14 protein-coding genes are annotated in these 18744 nt (G+C 55.8%); 1 reads left to right on the forward strand and 13 read right to left on the reverse strand.

Features of this window, described 5'->3' with window-relative positions:
- Positions 1-87: 87 nt before the first annotated feature.
- From urtA to IEX86_RS06955, 13 genes are all read right to left on the reverse strand, one after another.
- Positions 88-1362 carry an urea ABC transporter substrate-binding protein gene (gene urtA, locus IEX86_RS06895; RefSeq protein ID WP_188865400.1) on the reverse strand — a complete coding sequence of 425 codons (1275 nt, stop codon included), beginning with the start codon at positions 1360-1362 and terminating at the stop codon, positions 88-90.
- 290 nt (positions 1363-1652) lie between these two features.
- Complete coding sequence (locus tag IEX86_RS06900) at positions 1653-4406, reverse strand: hybrid sensor histidine kinase/response regulator (protein ID WP_229685281.1); 2754 nt, start codon at positions 4404-4406, stop codon at positions 1653-1655.
- Between the two features lie 93 nt (positions 4407-4499).
- Positions 4500-5783 (reverse strand): phosphoribosylamine--glycine ligase, encoded by a 1284-nt coding sequence (purD, locus tag IEX86_RS06905; protein ID WP_188865401.1) that lies wholly within the window; start codon positions 5781-5783, stop codon positions 4500-4502.
- Between the two features lie 124 nt (positions 5784-5907).
- A complete protein-coding gene (gene purH / locus IEX86_RS06910) occupies positions 5908-7515 on the reverse strand; it encodes a bifunctional phosphoribosylaminoimidazolecarboxamide formyltransferase/IMP cyclohydrolase (RefSeq protein ID WP_188865402.1) in 1608 nt (535 codons plus the stop codon).
- 79 nt (positions 7516-7594) lie between these two features.
- Entirely contained in the window at positions 7595-7915 is a 321-nt protein-coding gene (gene fis, locus IEX86_RS06915; RefSeq protein ID WP_010795429.1) for a DNA-binding transcriptional regulator Fis, read from the reverse strand.
- A complete protein-coding gene (gene dusB, locus IEX86_RS06920) occupies positions 7912-8907 on the reverse strand; it encodes a tRNA dihydrouridine synthase DusB (protein WP_188865403.1) in 996 nt (331 codons plus the stop codon). The genes fis and dusB overlap by 4 nt, the downstream gene beginning before the upstream one ends.
- 180 nt (positions 8908-9087) lie before the next feature.
- Entirely contained in the window at positions 9088-10365 is a 1278-nt protein-coding gene (locus tag IEX86_RS06925; RefSeq protein WP_188865404.1) for a DUF3426 domain-containing protein, read from the reverse strand.
- A 105-nt stretch (positions 10366-10470) separates the two neighbouring features.
- Positions 10471-11346, reverse strand: coding sequence for a 50S ribosomal protein L11 methyltransferase (gene prmA, locus IEX86_RS06930; RefSeq protein ID WP_188865405.1), 876 nt, complete (start codon positions 11344-11346; stop codon positions 10471-10473).
- 79 nt (positions 11347-11425) lie between these two features.
- Positions 11426-12772 carry an acetyl-CoA carboxylase biotin carboxylase subunit gene (accC, locus tag IEX86_RS06935; protein WP_188865406.1) on the reverse strand — a complete coding sequence of 449 codons (1347 nt, stop codon included), beginning with the start codon at positions 12770-12772 and terminating at the stop codon, positions 11426-11428.
- Positions 12773-12788: 16 nt separating this feature from the next.
- Positions 12789-13247 carry an acetyl-CoA carboxylase biotin carboxyl carrier protein gene (gene accB, locus IEX86_RS06940; RefSeq protein WP_188865407.1) on the reverse strand — a complete coding sequence of 153 codons (459 nt, stop codon included), beginning with the start codon at positions 13245-13247 and terminating at the stop codon, positions 12789-12791.
- Positions 13248-13343: 96 nt separating this feature from the next.
- Positions 13344-13796 carry a type II 3-dehydroquinate dehydratase gene (gene aroQ / locus IEX86_RS06945; protein ID WP_188865408.1) on the reverse strand — a complete coding sequence of 151 codons (453 nt, stop codon included), beginning with the start codon at positions 13794-13796 and terminating at the stop codon, positions 13344-13346.
- A 124-nt stretch (positions 13797-13920) separates the two neighbouring features.
- Complete coding sequence (gene dsbD, locus IEX86_RS06950) at positions 13921-15702, reverse strand: protein-disulfide reductase DsbD (RefSeq protein ID WP_188865409.1); 1782 nt, start codon at positions 15700-15702, stop codon at positions 13921-13923.
- Positions 15703-15801: 99 nt separating this feature from the next.
- Positions 15802-17421, reverse strand: a complete 1620-nt coding sequence (locus IEX86_RS06955) for a response regulator (RefSeq protein WP_188865410.1) — start codon at positions 17419-17421, stop codon at positions 15802-15804.
- A gap of 207 nt (positions 17422-17628) precedes the next feature.
- Here IEX86_RS06955 and IEX86_RS06960 point away from each other — a divergent pair, with 207 nt between their 5' ends.
- Positions 17629-18684, forward strand: a complete 1056-nt coding sequence (locus tag IEX86_RS06960) for a DUF2333 family protein (protein WP_188865411.1) — start codon at positions 17629-17631, stop codon at positions 18682-18684.
- Positions 18685-18744: the final 60 nt, after the last annotated feature.

The following is an 18744-nucleotide window of genomic DNA, read 5'->3' on the forward strand; positions in this document are numbered from 1 at the left end:
CTGCACCCTCGGGCGCTTTGTGGCGCATGGCAACTATTGGCAAACGGAGCGTCAGCCAATAGTTGCCATGCGTTATAAATTCATGCGTTAAAAAGTACCCTTGACTGGATGATCGGGTTTCTTGTCATTACCAGGAATGTAAGGGCTCCAGGGCTGCGCACGAACTGGGCCTTCGGTCTGCCAGACCACACTGAACTGGCCGTCGTCCTGGATCTCACCGATCATGACCGGCTTGTGCAGGTGATGATTGGTCTTGTCCATGGTCAGGGTGTAGCCGGAGGGAGCCTGGAAGCTCTGATCAGCCAGCGCATCGCGGACCTTGTCTACGTCTGTCGACTTAGCTTTCTCAGCGGCTTGAGCCCACATGTGGATACCGACATAAGTCGCTTCCATAGGGTCATTGGTGACAGCCGTAGAGGCATTGGGGAGATTGTGTGCCTTAGCGTAGGCTTCCCAATCGGAGACAAATTTCTGATTGACCGGGTTTTCTACAGACTGGAAGTAATTCCAGGCTGCCAGATGGCCGACCAGCGGTGCGGTGTCGATACCGCGCAGCTCTTCCTCACCCACCGAGAAGGCTACTACCGGTACATCCGTTGCTTTCAGACCTTGGTTGGCGAGTTCTTTGTAGAACGGTACGTTGGAGTCCCCATTGATGGTCGAGACCACCGCGGTCTTACCGCCAGCAGAGAACTTCTTGATGTTTGCAACAATGGTCTGATAATCGCTGTGACCAAAGGGGGTATAGACCTCTTCGATGTCTTTGTCGTCTACGCCCTTACTATGCAGGAAAGCGCGCAGGATCTTATTTGTGGTGCGCGGATAGACGTAATCGGTGCCCAGAAGAAAGAAGCGCTTGGCAGCACCGCCGTCCTCGCTCATCAGATACTCCACCGCCGGAACGGCCTGCTGGTTGGGCGCTGCACCGGTGTAAAACACGTTAGGCGACATCTCTTCGCCTTCGTACTGAACGGGGTAGAACAGCATGCCGTTCAGTTCCTCAAAGACCGGCAGGACGGATTTGCGGGATACGGAAGTCCAGCAGCCAAACACCACGGCTACCTTGTCTTGTGTGAGAAGCTGGCGAGCTTTCTCTGCGAACAGTGGCCAGTTGGAGCCCGGATCAACCACAACAGGCTCCAGCTTCTTGCCATTCACGCCGCCCTTGGCATTGATTTCGTCGATTGTCATCAGCGCCATGTCTTTGAGCGAGGTCTCGGAAATCGCCATGGTGCCGGACAGGGAGTGCAGGATACCGACCTTGATAGTATCGGCTGCTTGTGCGGCGCTGAAGGGGAAAAGCCCGCTGAACAGCAAGGCGCTAGCGGCCAAGGTTGTTTTAAGTAAGGGACGGCGCTTCATGCATGGCTCCTGGATGATCGTGCTCGATTGTGGGTAAGCCTTCTTAGCTTTAATCGAGGCATTTCATTATCCATGCCAAACTGCCGCAGCCCCTGATTTAGCTAGGGTCTAACCATTCAGGGCCAGCGGTTTATAACGGTAATGCCTTTTTTTGGTGCCGGTGATAAATACGAAAAACCAGGCGGCCCCTTTTTGGGGCGCCTGGTTCAGGTCTTCATCTAAGTAAAGGATAAGCAGCCTGTGAGGCGTATGAGGCAGCTACAGGATGAGGAAATCATGTAGCTGCCATCCTACTTCTTTGTAGTGCCTCGCTCACGTTCACTTGCCCAGAACTGCACAAGGTCACGTAGCTGAGAGAGCTCCACAGGCTTGGCCATATGGCCATCCATCCCTGCGTCGTGGGCACGTTCCTTATGCTCGGAAAGGATATGCGCAGTCAGTGCCACAATAGGGGTACGAGGACGATTCTCACGAGCTTCCCAGGCCCGCATGCGCTCGGTTGCCGTAAAGCCATCCATTTCAGGCATTTCACAGTCCATCAGCACCAGATCGTATGGGGTCTGCTGCATGGCCGCCAAGGCTTCAAGGCCGTTTGTAGCGGTATCCGGCTCGATATTGATTTTTTTCAACATGCCGCGGATGACCTTGGTCGAGATAATATTGTCTTCGGCAACCAATACCTTGAAATCATTGGGCAGAGGCGTTGATTGAGGCTCTCTAGGTGTTTCGCCGAATGGCTGACTACGGCGAGAGAGTTCATCCGCCAGCGTGGCCTTCAACGTATAACCTGCTACAGGTTTGGTCAGAACCCGCTTGATGCCGGCATTACGCGCAATGATCTTGCTTGGCGCATTGGTAATGCCCGTCAACATGATCAGCAAGAGGTCATGGCTCAGATTAGGGTCTTCGTTGATTCGAGCGGCCAGTTGCATACCCGTCATGCCGGGCATTTCCTGATCCAGCAGTACCACGTCGAAGTATTCCTGCAAATTGGCCTTGGTACGCAGAAGCGCCAGCGCTTCCCGACCAGAAGCCGCCAGGGTGACGTTCATGCCCCAGGTACTGCATTGCAGCTGAAGGACCTTGCGGCAGGTTTCATTATCATCGACCACCAATAGACGCACGCCATGCAGCGGGCGATCGAGGTCGGCACCGGGATTATCCAGAAGGCTTTGTGGCACAGGTAGAGTCAGCCAGACAGTCGAGCCGGTTTCGGCGCCGCTCTCGATACCCAGTTCACCCTTCATCAGCATAATCAGGCGCTGCGTAATAGCCAGGCCGCGGTGGGCGCCTGATACACCAGCTGCCAGAAATTCCCGACTGTCCAGCTTGTTGGAAACCAGGCGATTACGGGCTTCGGGCTCAAGAGGTGTACCGCTGTCCTGAACGGCAATGCGCAGGCGTGGACTCGGTGTGCCTTGGCCTTCCAGGGCTACTACCAGCAGGATCTCACCCACTTCGGTGCGTTGGAAGGCATTATCCAGCAGACTTAGCAGCACCTGACGCAGGCGAGTCGGATCGCCTATCATCATTCGGGGCACCTGAGGCTGAATAAAACTGATCAGCTCAACCTGCCGGTGTTCAGCTTTGGCTCTGAAGATGTCCAGGCTGTCTTCGATCAATGCATTGAAGTCAAACTGAACATCTTCCAGCTCGATCTGGCCAGACTCCAGCCTTGAGATATCGAGAATCTCATTGATCAGGCTGAGCAGTTCGTTGCCCGCACTGTGAATGGTTTGAACATAATCCCGCTGCTTGGGCGACATCGCAGTGCCTAAAAGCAATTCGGTCATACCCAGGACGCCATTCATGGGCGTCCGTATCTCATGGCTCATACGTGCCAGAAAATCCGCCTTGCCTTTGATCTCCGCCGTATTGGCGGCTTGGTCGCGGCTCATCAGGAAGTGCTTCTCAAGCAGATAACGCTGGCGCTCACCAACGGCCACTGTAAACAGAAAGCCCGTAATCACGCTGACCATGACCAATGAACGTCCCAGCCATTCTGGCGAGTACCAATAGCCCATCATGCGGGGCAGGGCCAGGCTGCCTGCAATAATTGCCAACAGATAAGCCAGTGCCAGCCAGCGCGCTGGTTTGAAGCCCTGTTGCCAATACTTGACGCTAATGGCGAAGAGGGTGAGAAGGCTCAGACCGATAAGACTGTAGAGCACCTCACCGATGTACACGTCCTTGGTCAGAATCAGGAAGGCGGCAGCCAGGACAAGGGAAATAAACTCTACATAAAGTAGTAGCTGTAGGCGTAATGGCAGCTGCTGGCCGTTAAAGAAGGCACTGGTAAAGTAGAGTGCGCATGCCATTGTCGCCAGTGCGGAGAGGTCCATCAGCAGGGGCGTCAGGTAGAGCTTTTCGACCAGAATCATGCTGGCCAGGCCAAATATATTAAACGCCGCCACCATCTGCAGGCCAAGCAGAAGGGTCAGGGCGATACCAGTACTGCTGCGCCGGTAGAAGAGCTGCATCATGTTGAAGATCATGAGCATGCATAGGCAGCCTAACAGCGTACCAAACATCAACAGCCGGAAGGCAATGCTGATTTCGGCATTGGGGGCAATCTTCAGAAAAGCGCGAATCGGGCTCTGGCTTTCCATGCGGACAAAAACGTCCAGCGGGCCAGCGGTACTCGGCAGAGTAAACAGAAAGTCGCGGCTGGGCTGCTCACGGTAGTTACCGGGGCGTGCGATGCCGGTTCGATTGAGCGAGAGGGTACGGCCATCACTCAGGGCATAGAAATCGATATACGCTACATTTGGCGCAATGGCTCGCAAAACGCGTGAGCTATCCGAGGCAGGCAGGCGGGTATAGAGCCAGATCGCTCCTTCATCAGCCGGACGATGGGTTTCCTGCCCTGGGAGCGATCTGAACTCAGAAAGTCGCTCACGCACATCGCTCAGCTGCAGGCTACCTTCTGGATCATCCAGACGTGACCAAGCTGCCATTTCGTCGGCAGACGCAGGAAACGAGGCATACAGAAGAGCCAGCACAACGCTAGCAAGCAAACAGATGGCGGTCCTGAGCCGGCGCACGAAAATTCCCTTCGTAAGTTGAATTCAAAGTATAGCGAGCCGACCAGCAGGGATAAATGCTGCCGGACATCTTCGTGACGTCCGGCAGTTGTATTAGCTGTGTTCGCGAGCTATTGCACGATAACCGATATCGTGGCGATAGAAGCAGCCCTTCCAGCTGATCTTTTTGGCCAGGGCATAGGCATTGTGCTGTGCTTCTGCCACAGAGTCACCTAGCGCAGTGGCACACAATACGCGGCCGCCGCTGGTCACTACCTGTCCTTGGCTCAGGGACGTGCCGGCATGAAAGACTTTGCCGTCGACTGCCACTGCCTGCTCCAGACCGGAAATGACGTCTCCCTTGGCATAATCCCCTGGGTAACCTGCTGCCGCGAGCACGACGCCCAGGCTTGGGCGCGGGTCCCACTGTGCTTCGGTTGTATCCAGTTGCTCCGCCAGGGCCGCTTCGATCAACGCTACCAGACTGGATTGCAGGCGCAGCATGATTGGCTGCGTTTCGGGATCGCCAAAGCGACAGTTGAACTCGATGACCTTGGGGGCACCGCTCTTGTCGATCATCAGGCCTGCATACAGAAAGCCCGTATAGAGATGACCTTCAGCCGCCATGCCTTTTACCGTAGGGTAGATCACTTCATTCATGATGCGCTGATGGATCTCAGCCGTGACCACCGGCGCAGGAGAGTAGGCACCCATACCGCCAGTGTTCGGTCCGGTGTCCGCGTCGCCTACACGTTTGTGGTCCTGGCTGGTAGCCATTGGCAATACGTTGTGGCCATCGACCATGACGATAAAGCTGGCTTCTTCGCCTTCTAGAAACTCTTCGATAACAACGCGGGCACCCGCATCGCCAAAGGCATTGCCAGACAGCATATCGCGCACGGCCGCTTCAGCTTCTTCAAGTGTCATGGCTACGATTACGCCCTTGCCGGCGGCGAGGCCGTCAGCCTTGACCACAATAGGCGCACCTTTTTCGCGCAGGTAGGCGAGTGCAGGCTCGACTTCAGTAAAGTTCTGATAGGCTGCTGTCGGGATCTGATGACGGGCCAGGAAGTCCTTGGTAAATGCCTTGGAGCCTTCCAGCTGAGCGGCGCCGGCCGTCGGGCCGAAACACTTGAGACCACGAGCGCGGAACAGGTCTACAACGCCTTTTACCAGCGGGGCTTCAGGTCCTACAATTGTCAGGGCAACGTTTTTCTCGGCGAAGTCTGCCAGTTGCTCTAATGCCAGAACGTCAATAGCGACGTTTTCACACTTATCCTCGATAGCAGTGCCCGCATTGCCTGGCGCCACGAATACCTTCTCGATACGAGGATCCTGTGCGGCTTTCCAGGCTAGCGCGTGTTCACGTCCGCCGCTGCCAATGATCAATACATTCATGTTCGCTCCTTCTAAGAATCATGCCGGGCAGAGGCATGATCCAGCGGTGATGCAAAGTGCCCAGAGCCCCATCTTTAGTGACAGATGCTGAGTGCTCTGGGCAATACGGCTGAGCCGGTGATTGTTAGTGACGGAAGTGGCGCATACCGGTAAAGACCATCGCCATGCCCGCTTCATCAGCCGCTGCAATCACTTCCGCATCGCGCATCGAGCCGCCAGGTTGAATAACGGCGGTGATACCTGCCTTGGCAGCATTGTCGATGCCATCTCGGAAGGGGAAGAAAGCATCGGATGCCATAACAGCTCCCTGTACGGCCAGACCGGCGTGCTCTGCCTTGATCGCTGCGATACGCGCGGAATTGACGCGGCTCATCTGGCCGGCGCCTACCCCAACGGTCTGGCGATGCTTGGCATAAACAATGGCATTGGACTTTACAAACTTGGCCACTTTCCAGGCGAACAGCAGGTCTTGGATCTCCTGTTCGCTGGGCTTACGCTGGGTAACAATCTTGAGGTCGGCCTGGGTGATCATCCCAATATCGCGGCTCTGGACCAGCAGACCACCGTTTACTCGTTTGAAATCCCAGCCAGCAAGGCGCTCAGTGCTCCACTCGCCGCATTCCAGAAGGCGAACGTTAGCCTTGGCAGCCACGACTTCGCGGGCTTCTGCCGATACTGCAGGCGCAATGATGACCTCAACGAATTGGCGCTCGACAATGGCTTTGGCGGTTTCACCGTCTAACTCACGGTTGAAAGCGATAATGCCGCCAAAAGCGGACTCGCTGTCCGTCGCGTAAGCCAGATCGTAGGCTTTGCGAATGCCGCCATCTTCTTCAGAGGCCACCGCAACACCGCAGGGGTTGGCGTGTTTGACGATCACACAAGCCGGGGCATCAAAGCTTTTCACGCATTCAAGGGCGGCATCAGTGTCTGCTACGTTATTGAATGAAAGCTCCTTGCCTTGAAGCTGGGTTGCCGTGGCAACACTGGCCTCCTGGGCTTTGCTTTCAACGTAGAACGCAGCGCTCTGATGCGGGTTTTCGCCGTAGCGCATTTCCTGCGCCTTGATAAACTGGGTGTTGAAGGTACGTGGAAAACTACCGCGACCTTGGGTGGACAGGGTCTCAGCCGCCTGATCGATAGTGCCTAGATAATTGGCAATCATGCCGTCATAGGCCGAAGTATGCTCAAAGGCCTTCAGGGCCAGATCAAAGCGCTGCGCATAAGTCATTCCGCCGTGCTTGAGGCTTTCAAGCACTTGCGCATAGTCACCCGCATTGACCACGATGGCGACATCCTTGTGGTTCTTGGCTGCAGAGCGAACCATGGTCGGACCGCCGATATCTATGTTCTCAATGGCCGTTGGCAGATCGCAGTCGGGCTTGGCTACGGTTGCCTCGAAGGGGTAGAGGTTAACCGCTACCAGATCGATCGGTTGTATACCGTGCTGAGCCATGACGCTGTCGTCCGTGCCACGGCGCCCCAGGATGCCGCCGTGGATCTTGGGGTGTAGCGTCTTGACGCGACCATCCATCATCTCAGGGAAGCCGGTATAGTCAGCCACTTCCACTGCCGGGACATTATTATCGCGCAGCAGTTTGTAGGTGCCGCCAGTCGAGAGAATCTCGACACCTAATGCTGCAAGCTCTCGGGCAAAATCAACAACGCCAGTCTTGTCGGAGACGCTGATCAGCGCACGGCGAACGGGAAGGCGGGCGGTTTGGTCTGTCATCACAAAGTCCATCGGTCAGGCGAGAGGAAGGGCTGTCCAGTGCCGGACCTTGCTCGACCGGCTCTGGACATCATGAGAATCAGAGCAGATCGTATTGCTTGAGCTTTTTGCGCAGGGTGCCGCGATTCAAGCCGAGCATCTCAGACGCCTTGGTCTGATTGCCCTTGACGTAATTCATTACGCTTTCCAGCAAGGGGGCTTCGACTTCACACAACACCATGTTGTAAACATCGGTAACCGGCTGGCCGTCCAGGTGAGCGAAATAATTGCGAAGCGCTTTTTCAACGCTATCACGTAGGGTCTGGCCTTCCTGCAGCGGTGCCGTCAGGTGCTGCTTCAGATTGGCATTATCGCTCACAGGCGTGATTCCAGTCATAGAGTTATCGGTCAACGAAGTCATGCCACTTCCTTCCCATCAGATGGGCATTGCGCGAAAAAGGCGCAAATGCTGGCGTGTTGTGCGTCCATATCTTGGAGACGGTTGAACTGAGCACGAAAGTCCTGAGCGCCAGGAAGCGCTGAAAGATACCAGCCCACGTGCTTGCGGGCGATCCGTACACCCATTTCCGGCCCGTAGAAGCTGTGTAGCTCGGACAAATGGCCCAGTAGGATACGCTCCACTTCGCCAAGACGAGGTGCCGGCAGGTGGTGGCCTGTACGCAGGTAATGATCGATCTCGCGAAAGATCCAGGGTCTTCCCTGCGCAGCTCGCCCAATCAGCAAGGCATCGGCTCCGGTATGATCCAGCACATAGCGAGCCTTTTCAGGTGAGTCAATGTCGCCATTAGCAAAAACCGGAATGGACACTGCCTGCTTGATTTCGGCAATGGTGTCGTATTCAGCTGTTCCGGTATAAAGATCGGCCCGTGTCCGTCCGTGTACCGAGAGTGCCGCAATGCCGGCTTGCTCTGCAATGCGGGCAATCACTACGCCGTTTCGATTTTCGCGGTCCCATCCTGTACGGATCTTGAGGGTAACGGGTACGTCGACTGCGGCTACGACCGCATCCAGGATATCGGCAACCAACGCTTCGTCTTTCATCAGCGCTGAGCCGGCCGCCTTGTTGCAGACCTTTTTGGCTGGGCAGCCCATGTTGATATCAATGATCTGTGCACCCAGTTCGACGTTGCGCTGCGCCGCTTCAGCCAGCATGGCAGGATCACCGCCAGCAATCTGTACTGAGCGCGGCTCGGCCTCGTCCTCATGAATCAGGCGTAGGCGCGATTTGCGGCTGTTATACAGACGGACATCGCTGGTGACCATTTCCGATACGACCAAGCCTGCACCAAGCTGACGACACAGCTGGCGGAACGGGCGATCAGTCACCCCGGCCATTGGCGCGAGGATTAGCGGGTTAGGCAATGTATATGGGCCGATGCGTGCCATCGACATGAGTTTCCCTGGCCAAAAATTACCTTATCCAATAGCAACTACAGGCGCTTTGGAGGTACGGGTGTACTGGAAAAGGGTCGGCAATCATACCCGCTAGCCGTGTCCGGATAAAGGCTGAATTGAACAAAAACTGAACAGTTCAGCCTGGACCGCGGCCCATTTGTAGCATTGGAGTGATTTTTATTCCGGAGAGTGGAAGCTCAGGCTGTAATTTACTGCTCGGCTGCCTGGGTCCAGGATATCTAGCGAAATATGAATCGGCGTTTGTGGGGGCATTTCGGTCTGCCCTTTCAGCTCTCCACCCAGGTATTCCCAAGGCTTGAACCGGCGGCTGGCGATCAGTTGGCCGTTCAAGTCAGCAAAGCGTAACTCCAGGAGCGGGAAGGGTTGTGAGAATGTGGCCCGGTTATAGAGGATCGCATCCACCTGTAATGCCCCCGAGAATTCAGGGTGACTACGTACAACGAGGTTACTGCTGCGGATCTGTTTTACATCGACTTTCGAGGGGACCTTACAATCCGCCCACGCACAGAACTGTACAAACCAGGGGCGATATTGGTCCTGGCGAGCCAGCTCATTGAAATGAAATCCTACGTATTGTGCAAACAGGCCAAACAAGGCAACTAGATTCAGCAATGCCCAGCCAAGCCTCCTGGGCCACTGTTTCTTTGGCGGTTGCCAGTCGAGTTGTAAGGGCTCGTCATGCAGATCGAGCAAGGGATCGTTGCGTAAGGCAGGTTCTGCTCGTACAGGGGCTACTTCGTCATCGGAGGGTGCCGCAGTGCCCAAGTGAGGCTCATCAAGCTCAACAGGCCGATCGTGAGGGGTGGTTTCATCGGCATTTAAGGAGGCGTCAAGCTCAGGCTCATCCGCATCGTTCGTGGCATGTAGCCCGAGTGAGGGGCCTTCATGAGCCTGCTCTTCCTCAATGGTATCGAGGGTTAGCGTAGGCTCCTGGCGCTGTCCGTTGTCAGACTCCGCGCCTTCCTCGCGTAGCAGAGCCTCAGCCCAGCTTTCGTCATAGGCTGGTGTGATTTTCGAGATAGGTTTCTGCTGGCCAAACGTCGGTAGCGGAGGAAGGCGCTGCGCTGACTCCATGGCGTCTAGCTTGGCCAGCTCTTCGTCCAGATCCAGCCCGTCCAGATCCAGATCATCATGAATCAGCAATGTGTCCGAGGAGTGCTTGGGTGCAGTCTCGGCTGAGTCTGGAGAGTGTCCGGCAGGCTTAGGCAGTATCGAAGGTGTCTGAGCAACGTGAGGCTCAGGCTGGACGATGACGGCTGTCGACTCTATGACTGGCCTGAGAGGTGTGGGCAATCCTTCAAGATGCTGAGTGGCATCGAAGATTTCCAGGCAGGCGCCGCAACGCACGTTGCCGTGGGCAATCGCCAAATGCTCCTGCTTGACTCGAAAGCGAGTGCTGCAATGCGGGCATTGAGTGACGTAGGTTTCAGTCATTATGGCGATCTGATCTGGTCCTGCTGAAAAGCCGACTAGTTTACTCTAACGCTCGGAGCTGAAAAGTGGCTCGTTGAAGCCACTTTTTGCCGCACGTCATTCCTCTCAGCGCTTGATGCCGGTGATCCTGATCCAGCCTTCGTGCTCGGCCGTAGGGTCTAGTTCAAAATCAGCACTGTAAGCCGCGCGAACTTCCTCGGCCTGCTCAGCCAGAATGCCTGACAAGGCCAGTCTTCCGCCAGTCTTTACAAGGCGGCTCAATTGCGGAGCGAGGCTTACAAGCGGGCCGGCCAGGATGTTGGCGACAACAACGTCCGCAGGCTCGTCTGGCATGTTGGCTGGCAGGTAGACAGGGAAGCGGGCAGGGTCAATACCATTTCGGTTGGCGTTATCGCGAGAAGCTTCAAGTGCTTGTACGTCGATATCCGTTCCTATGGCGCGCTCTGCGCCCAGTAGCAAGGCAGCAATGGCCAGAATGCCGGAGCCGCAGCCAAAGTCGATAACCTGATGGCCATTGAGGGTTTGGCCATCCAGCCACTCCAGACAAAGTGCTGTGGTTGGATGCGTACCTGTACCAAAGGCAAGCCCGGGGTCTAAGTGCAGATTGACTGCGCCCGGCTCGGGTGCCTCATGCCAGCTGGGTACGATCCACAGGCGTTGGCCAAAGCGCATGGGGTGGAAATTATCCATCCAACTGCGTTCCCAGTCCTGATCCTCGATATGCTCGATATGAAAGTCAGCCTCGGCGCCTGCAATCAACGTCAGGTGTTTCGCCAGATCCTGCTCATCAACATCTGCTTCGAATAAGGCTAGCAGGTGTGTCTTGCTCCAAAGTGGAGTGGTGCCTAAGTCCGGCTCGAAAATGGGCTGATCTTCAGCATCCATGAATGTTACGGAAACAGCACCCAGGCCGAGCAGGGCATCTTCATAGGGCTCTGCCTGATCAGGCGTAATGGCGAGTCGGACTTGCAGCCACGGCATGGCGAAACCTTCAAATACGTAAATGGGTAATTTAAAAAGCAACGGGCCGCATGTGCGGCCCGAGCTTCAAGCAAGGCTATCAGTGTTTCAAGCCTAGCTTCTTTTCCAGGTAATGGATGTTGACGCCGCCTTTACCGAAGGACTCATCACGAGTCAGCATGCGATGCAGGTCGGCATTGGTTTTGATGCCATCAACGATCAGTTCGTCCAATGCGTTACGCATACGAGCCATGGCCTCATCACGGTCACGTCCCCAGGTAATCAACTTGGCGATCAAGGAGTCGTAGTTCGGCGGAACCTTGTAACCGCTGTACAGGTGCGAGTCGACACGTACGCCATTACCACCCGGGGCATGGAAGTGCTTGATCGTACCTGGGGAGGGCATAAAGGTTTTTGGATCTTCAGCGTTGATCCGGCACTCGAGAGCATGGCCGGTGATCTTGATGTCTTCCTGCTTGATCGACAGCTTGTTGCCAGCGGCGATGCTCAGCATCTCCTTGACGATGTCGACCCCAGTAATCATCTCGGTAACCGGATGCTCTACCTGGACACGCGTGTTCATCTCGATGAAGTAGAAACGACCGTCTTCATAGAGAAATTCAAACGTACCTGCGCCGCGGTAACCGATCTCGACACATGCCTTAACACAGCGGGCGAGTACTTCAGCGCGAGCCTTTTCATCGATCTGTGGGGCAGGTGCTTCTTCGATCACCTTCTGGTGACGGCGCTGCAATGAGCAATCGCGGTCGAACAGGTGCACGGCATTGCCCTGCCCATCGGACAGAACCTGGACTTCCACATGGCGCGGGTTACCCAGGAACTTCTCCAGATAGACCGTGGAGTTGCCGAATGCAGCACCTGCCTCAGTCTGAGTCATGCTGATGGACTTGATCAGCTCGGACTCTTCATTCACCACGCGCATGCCACGACCACCGCCGCCGCCTGCCGCCTTGATGATGACAGGGTAGCCAACTTCACGAGCGATACGCAGGCATTCGGCTTCGTCGGTCGGCATGGCGCCATCGGAACCGGGAACAGTCGGCACGCCGGCCTTTTTCATTGCGTCTTTTGCAGAGACCTTGTCGCCCATGAGACGAATAACGTCTGCAGTCGGGCCGACAAAGGTAAAGCCAGAACGCTCGACTTGTTCGGCAAAATCGGCATTTTCTGCCAGGAAGCCGTAGCCGGGGTGGATAGCGGTTGCGCCCGTAACTTCAGCAGCGCTGATGATTGCCGGGATGTTCAGGTAGGATTGGGGAGACGGGGCGGGGCCGATGCAGACCGATTCGTCGGCCAGGGACAAGTGCATCAACTCACGATCAGCGGTGGAGTGTACGGCCACCGTTTTGATGCCCAACTCCTTGCAGGCACGAACCACACGCAGGGCAATTTCCCCGCGGTTGGCGATCAGGACTTTTTCCAGCATCGCGGACTCCTGTCGATCAGACAATGGTGAACAGCGGCTGGTCGAATTCAACCGGCTGGCCGTTTTCGACCAGGACAGCGCCAATGGTACCGCTGGTTTCGGCTTCGATGTGGTTCATCATTTTCATGGCTTCGACGATGCAGACGATATCGCCTTTCTTCACGCTCTGACCCACTTCGGCAAAAGGAGCCGAAGTCGGGGAGGAGGCACGATAGAAGGTGCCAACCATTGGCGAGCGTACGACATTGCCTGTCAGTTGTGGCGCAGCGGCAGGCGCTTCGGCAGCCGGGGCAGCAGCCGGAGCAGGTGCAGCAGCAGGGGCAGCAACGGGTGCAGCAGTGTAAACAGCAGTCTGTACAGCACGCTGGCTCTGACGGCTGATGCGAACGGACTCTTCGCCTTCACGGATCTCCAGTTCGTCGATTCCGGATTCTTCCAGCAGTTCGATCAGCTTCTTGACTTTACGAATGTCCATTAACGTTGGCACTCCCCTAAGGTCTGTTACGTTGAAGTTTTTATCGGGTACATCGAGAGATCGATTCAATACCCGGTTATGCAGTTGTTGCAGTGGCTAGGCGTTCTGCGCCTTGCCTGTCATTTCGATTGCAGCTTCGAGCGCCATGCGATAGCCGCTGGCACCGAGACCGCAGATCACCCCTACGGCAACATCTGAAAAGTAGGAGTGATGACGAAAAGGTTCTCGCTTGTGCACGTTTGAAAGATGCACCTCGATGAATGGGATGCTCACAGCCAGCAATGCGTCACGTAGCGCAACGCTAGTATGGGTAAAGGCCGCGGGATTGATCACAATGAAATCCACGCTTTCATGACGAGCGGCATGGATGCGCTCAATCAATTGGTGCTCGGCATTGCTCTGGAAATAATCCAGCTGGTGTCCGACTGCTTCTGCGCGACGCTTGAGATCCTGGTTAATTTCATCGAGCGTGACCGCGCCGTAGACGCCCGGCTCGCGGGTGCCCAGCAAGTTCAGATTGGGTCCATGAAGGACCAGCAGCGTAGCCATGACAACATCCCTCAACAGGTAAAGCGATGGCCGCGGACTATGCCGTATTGCTCGCTGACTGTCCAGTCGCCGGATGTTTGCTGTAAATGCCAGCACGTTGGACGAAATTTTATCTAATTGGGGGTTATAAGATTTCTTGGGCGCGTTTGAGGTGGTTACTGAACGCATCAGCTCCGATCTCGCCAATAATCCTTATGTCACGGGCTTCCTGGCCGCTAGGAGCGAAGAACTGGATCGCGGGTGGGCCAAAGAGGCGATAGCGATCCAGCAGCGCACGTTGTTGCGCGTTGCTTGCAGTCATGTCGAAGCGTATCAGACGAAAGGCATTCAGTTGAATCCTGATCTCAGGATCGTTGAACACTTCGCGCTCGATCACCTTGCAGCTGATGCACCAGTCGGCATACCAGTCAAGCAGAAGCGGTTGTCCCGCCTCCTTGGCGGCCCGAAGGGCTGCGTCCAATTCAGCAGGTGTGGTAACAGTCTGCCAGCTTGAGGTGTTTGAGCTGCTGGCTGAGGATGTTGCGGCTGGTGTCATGGCTAATGGGCGGAGCGGGTCAGAGCGTCCTTGTAACGTGCCCACCCAGGCCGCCACGGCATAAACCAGTAAGGCCAGGCCCAGGAGTTGAGCCAGCTTTTGCCGAGGCGTCTTTGGCGTCATTTCTAAAGCCCCAAGGAACAGTCCGGTTCCACCCGCCAATAAGCCCCAGAGCGCCAGCGCCAAGGGGCCAGGTAGCAGGCGCTCCAGCATCCATACCGCCACCCCGAGCAGCAATACGCCAAAGGCGTTGCGTACACCAACCATCCAGGCGCCAGACTTAGGTAGGAGCGCGCCGCCGCCGATAGTAAAGAGAATAAGTGGAGCACCCATGCCCATGCCTAGGGCAAACAGCTTTAATCCGCCACCCAAGGCATCACCGCTGCTGCTGATATAGAGAAGCGCACCCGCCAGGGGAGCCGAGACGCAGGGTGATACCAAGAGGCTTGAGAGAACACCCAGTGTGGCTGCACCTAATACGGAGCCCCCTTTGGCTCCGCTCGCCAGGCGGTCGACAGGATTTCGGATAAAGGCGGGTAAGCGAAGCTCGAACAGGCCAAACATGGCCATTGCAAAGGCAACAAAAAAGGCTGCAAAGGGAACAAGTACCCAAGCGGATTGCAGACGGGCCTGCAAGTTAAGGCTGGCCCCAAAAAGCCCCATCAGAGAGCCCAATAAGGCAAAGCAACCTGCCATGTGAACAACATAGACCAGAGACAGGAGCAGACCCCTGCCTGCTGAGTGAGGGCTTTTGTCACGACCATGAAGCAGGACCGATGACATGATCGGCAGCATGGGCAATACACATGGAGTAAAGGTCAGTCCAAGACCCGCCAGAAAGAATAAAAGAACGTCGCGCCAGTGCCAGTTAGCCGCTGTCGTTGTTTCGGAGGGCGCAATAACAGGCAGCGTTGATGCCTTTCCAAGAGCGATCTGCTTGGTTTCTGGGGGATAGCATAAGCCCTTGTCGGCACAGCCTTGATAGGTAATCGAAAGCTGGCCCGAAACACCTTCCTTGGCCAGAGGAATCTCAACGTCTACGACATTGTGATAGACCTGAACGTCACCAAACCACTCATCGTGTTTTGACTCTCCTGCCGGCAACACGATGTCCTTTGTCAGGCCGTCGGGCTGGGTGCTGAACTGAAAACGCTGCCGATAAAGGTAATAGCCTTCCGCAATGATAAAGCGCAGCGCCAGTTTGTCTGGAGTTGACTCAAGCTGCTCCAGGCGAAACGCCTGGTCAACGGGCAGAAAGTCGCTGGCATTGTTTGAGGTTCCGATCGTGGATGCAGGACGGTTACCGTCAAAAAGGCCGGCAGAGGCAGGCAGGGCGAAGACCAGCAAAAGCAGAAATAACAGGCGGCGCATGACATTCTCGGCAGGTAGAACTCTGGTTCATGATACCGAAAGCGTTCGCCGCTAGCCTTTAGCAATTGTCTCTATATGCGTTATGAGTGGTTAGCCCAATTACTCGGGCTGGTAGATTTCCACGCAGTTACGGCCGCCTCGTTTGGCTTGATAGAGAGCCTCGTCAGCCTGTTTTGCCAAGCTTTTAATGTCTTGGTTGGGCTGCAGCTGAGCAATGCCTGCGCTGAACGTACAGAAGAGGTTTTCCTGTTGAGCGGGGTAGCAGATCTCTGAAAACCGTTTACGGATTTCGTCGATCAGTCTCAGGGCGTTCTGGCTATCGGTATCCTGCAACACCACTGCAAACTCCTCACCACCGTAACGGCCGATATGGTCGGTCTTGCGCAGACGTTGTTTCAGGAACAGCGCCAGGCTCTTGATAACGCGGTCCCCCATGGGGTGACCGTATTGGTCATTCACTTTCTTGAAGTGATCTATATCGAGCATGACAAACGACAGGCTTCTGCTACGTCGACGGGCCAGGAAGCTGGCGTCCTCCAGTAGCTGCAGGATATGGGTATGGTTATAGAGGCCTGTCAGGCTGTCCTGAACGATACGCGCCTTAAGGTTGCGCGCCCTGGCAGCGCGTGTGCGCACGGTAGCGATCAGATGGCGAGGCTTGATCGGCTTGGTCAGGAAATCATCTCCACCCTCGCTCATGGCGTCCAGCTGTTTGTCCAGGTCGCCTTCAGCCGAGAGATAGATGATCGGAACGCTGACATAGCGCTCATGCTGACGGATGACCTTGGCCAGCTCCGTACCCATACACTCCGGCATGTACATGTCGAGAATGATCAGATCCGGGTTGAACTCAGCCAGGTGCGGCATCACAGCTGTCGGATTGAGCAGGGTGCGAGTCACGATGCCGGCACTGTTTAAAGACATTTCCGTATGCATCGCCTGGGCGCGTGAGTCGTCGACGATCAGGGCGCGGATGGGATCGTAGTAGGCGACGCGGGTCAACGTTTCGACCTTTTCAAGCAGGTGCGAGGCATCCAAGGTGCCGGTATAGAACTCGTGGCCACCCGCACGCACTGCCGCTAGACGCATGGCAGTGTCGGCTTCCTCATGGCTGAAGAACAGCACTGGCAACTTGATGCTCAGGTTCGCCTGGATCTCAGCGGTCAATTGAAGACCCGCGCCAGGACCGTTGAAGTCAACCTCCATGATGAGCACCGCCGGGTGGCGCTCGGAGATGGCGTGTCGGAACGTAGCCGCATCTTCAAAGATCTGGATCGTGACGCCGAAATACTCCATCTGCAGGGCCAGGCGCTCGGAGCGTTCTTTATCCTGCAGGGCAATATAGATAGGCTTGCGCAATGGGGGCAGGTTGGTACTTTCCAGCTGGTCGCCATGGCGTAACCCTGTGCGGGAAAGGCTCTGCATGAGCTGGCTCAGCTCGGAGATCGTAGTGCTGGTCAAGCGTCCCCGGTTGGCCTCGACTGTCAGCAGGCAAGCAGCAATCCGCTCTGCCAGATGACTATGTTCGAGCTGGTCGAATCGCTGGGCATAGCGCAGGAGACGATTATTAGCCTCGGTCAGCTCTTCCAGACTTGCCGTACTCCATTCCACACGATGCAGACGTTGCCAGATTTCCAGAACGTGCCTGGCCTGGGTAATGACCCGTTGGGCAAAATGGTTCTTGATACGGTCCAATGAAGGATCGTCATGCTCGCTCATGGTAGTCCGGCTCGTCCTGAGTAAAGGTGTGTGGCTATAGGCCATCATTAAGCCTACCAGCATCGCCTGGTAAGGTCATCGGCCCAGGATCGAACAACATTAAGACCAAGAGCCGAGCGGCTTATGTACACTACTGAGCGTACTTAATCGGCAACCCCTTGTCATAGACGTGGTCGAACGCTGGAGTCGACTATAAGGAATAACATCATGCTGGACTGGAAGAATCGTATAAGCAGTTGGAGGCGGCGGACAGACGGCGCTTCGGCTGTTGGTGGCCGGCCTTGGCTGCGCGCTGTGGCTGTCATCATTGCGCTTTATCTGCTCGTGACATTTGTCCTGGGTTGGTACTGGAGCCGCGAGCCGGATCGCTTTCCTGTTCAGCAGCATGCTCAGGAAGCTGCCACTGCAGCTCAGCGCAAACTGGCACTGGGGTATACCACCGTAGAAACCCTCAAGATGGTTGCCGGTACCTTGCTCGACAAGCCAGGCGGCTATCTGTCCAACGATGTCGCGCCACCCGGTCTCTGGCTCGACAATATGCCTTCATGGGAGTATGGCGTACTGGTGCAGGTGCGTGATCTCTCCCGTGCATTGCGCAAGGATTTTGCTCGCTCACAGTCTCAGTCGACGGAAGATGTTGATCTGGCAAAAGCTGAACCGCACTTCAATTTTGATAACCGCAGCTGGGCAATGCCATCCTCGGAGTCAGAATATCGAGCGGGTATTCGGTCCCTGGATCGTTACCTGGCGCGTCTAGGCGGGCAGGATCAGCAGCGTGCATTGTTCTATGGGCGTGCGGATAACCTGCGTAACTGGTTGGGTGATGTAGAGACCCGCCTGGGCTCGCTGTCGCAACGGCTTTCGGCCAGCGTGGGCCGTTCCCGTCTGGATGCCGATATCAATCCTAACCAGGATCTCCTGCCAGGACAGATGCCGGAGGTTCACGAGCGTATCGTCAAAACGCCTTGGCTTCAGATTGATAACGTTTTCTATGAAGCGCGTGGCCAGGCTTGGGCGTTGTCTCATATTCTGCGCGCTATCGAGGTAGATTTTGCTGACGTGTTGGCCAAGAAGAACGCAACGGTCAACGTACGTGAAATCATTCGGGAGCTTGAGGCCGCTCAGCAGCCTGTGTGGAGCCCCATGATTCTGAACGGCAGTGGCTTTGGGATTCTGGCTAACCATTCCCTGGTAATTGCCAACTATATCTCTCGCGCCAATGCGGCCATTATCGACTTGCGCCAGCTGATGGAGCAGGGTTGATCTGTTGCCTGGCTGGCCGTACCGTTCAGATGCAGCCAGCCAGGCAACTTTTATTGAACA

Origin of the sequence: Pseudomonas asuensis (genome assembly GCF_014646755.1) — a bacterium.
GTDB classification, from domain to species: Bacteria; Pseudomonadota; Gammaproteobacteria; order Pseudomonadales; family Pseudomonadaceae; genus Chryseomonas; species Chryseomonas asuensis.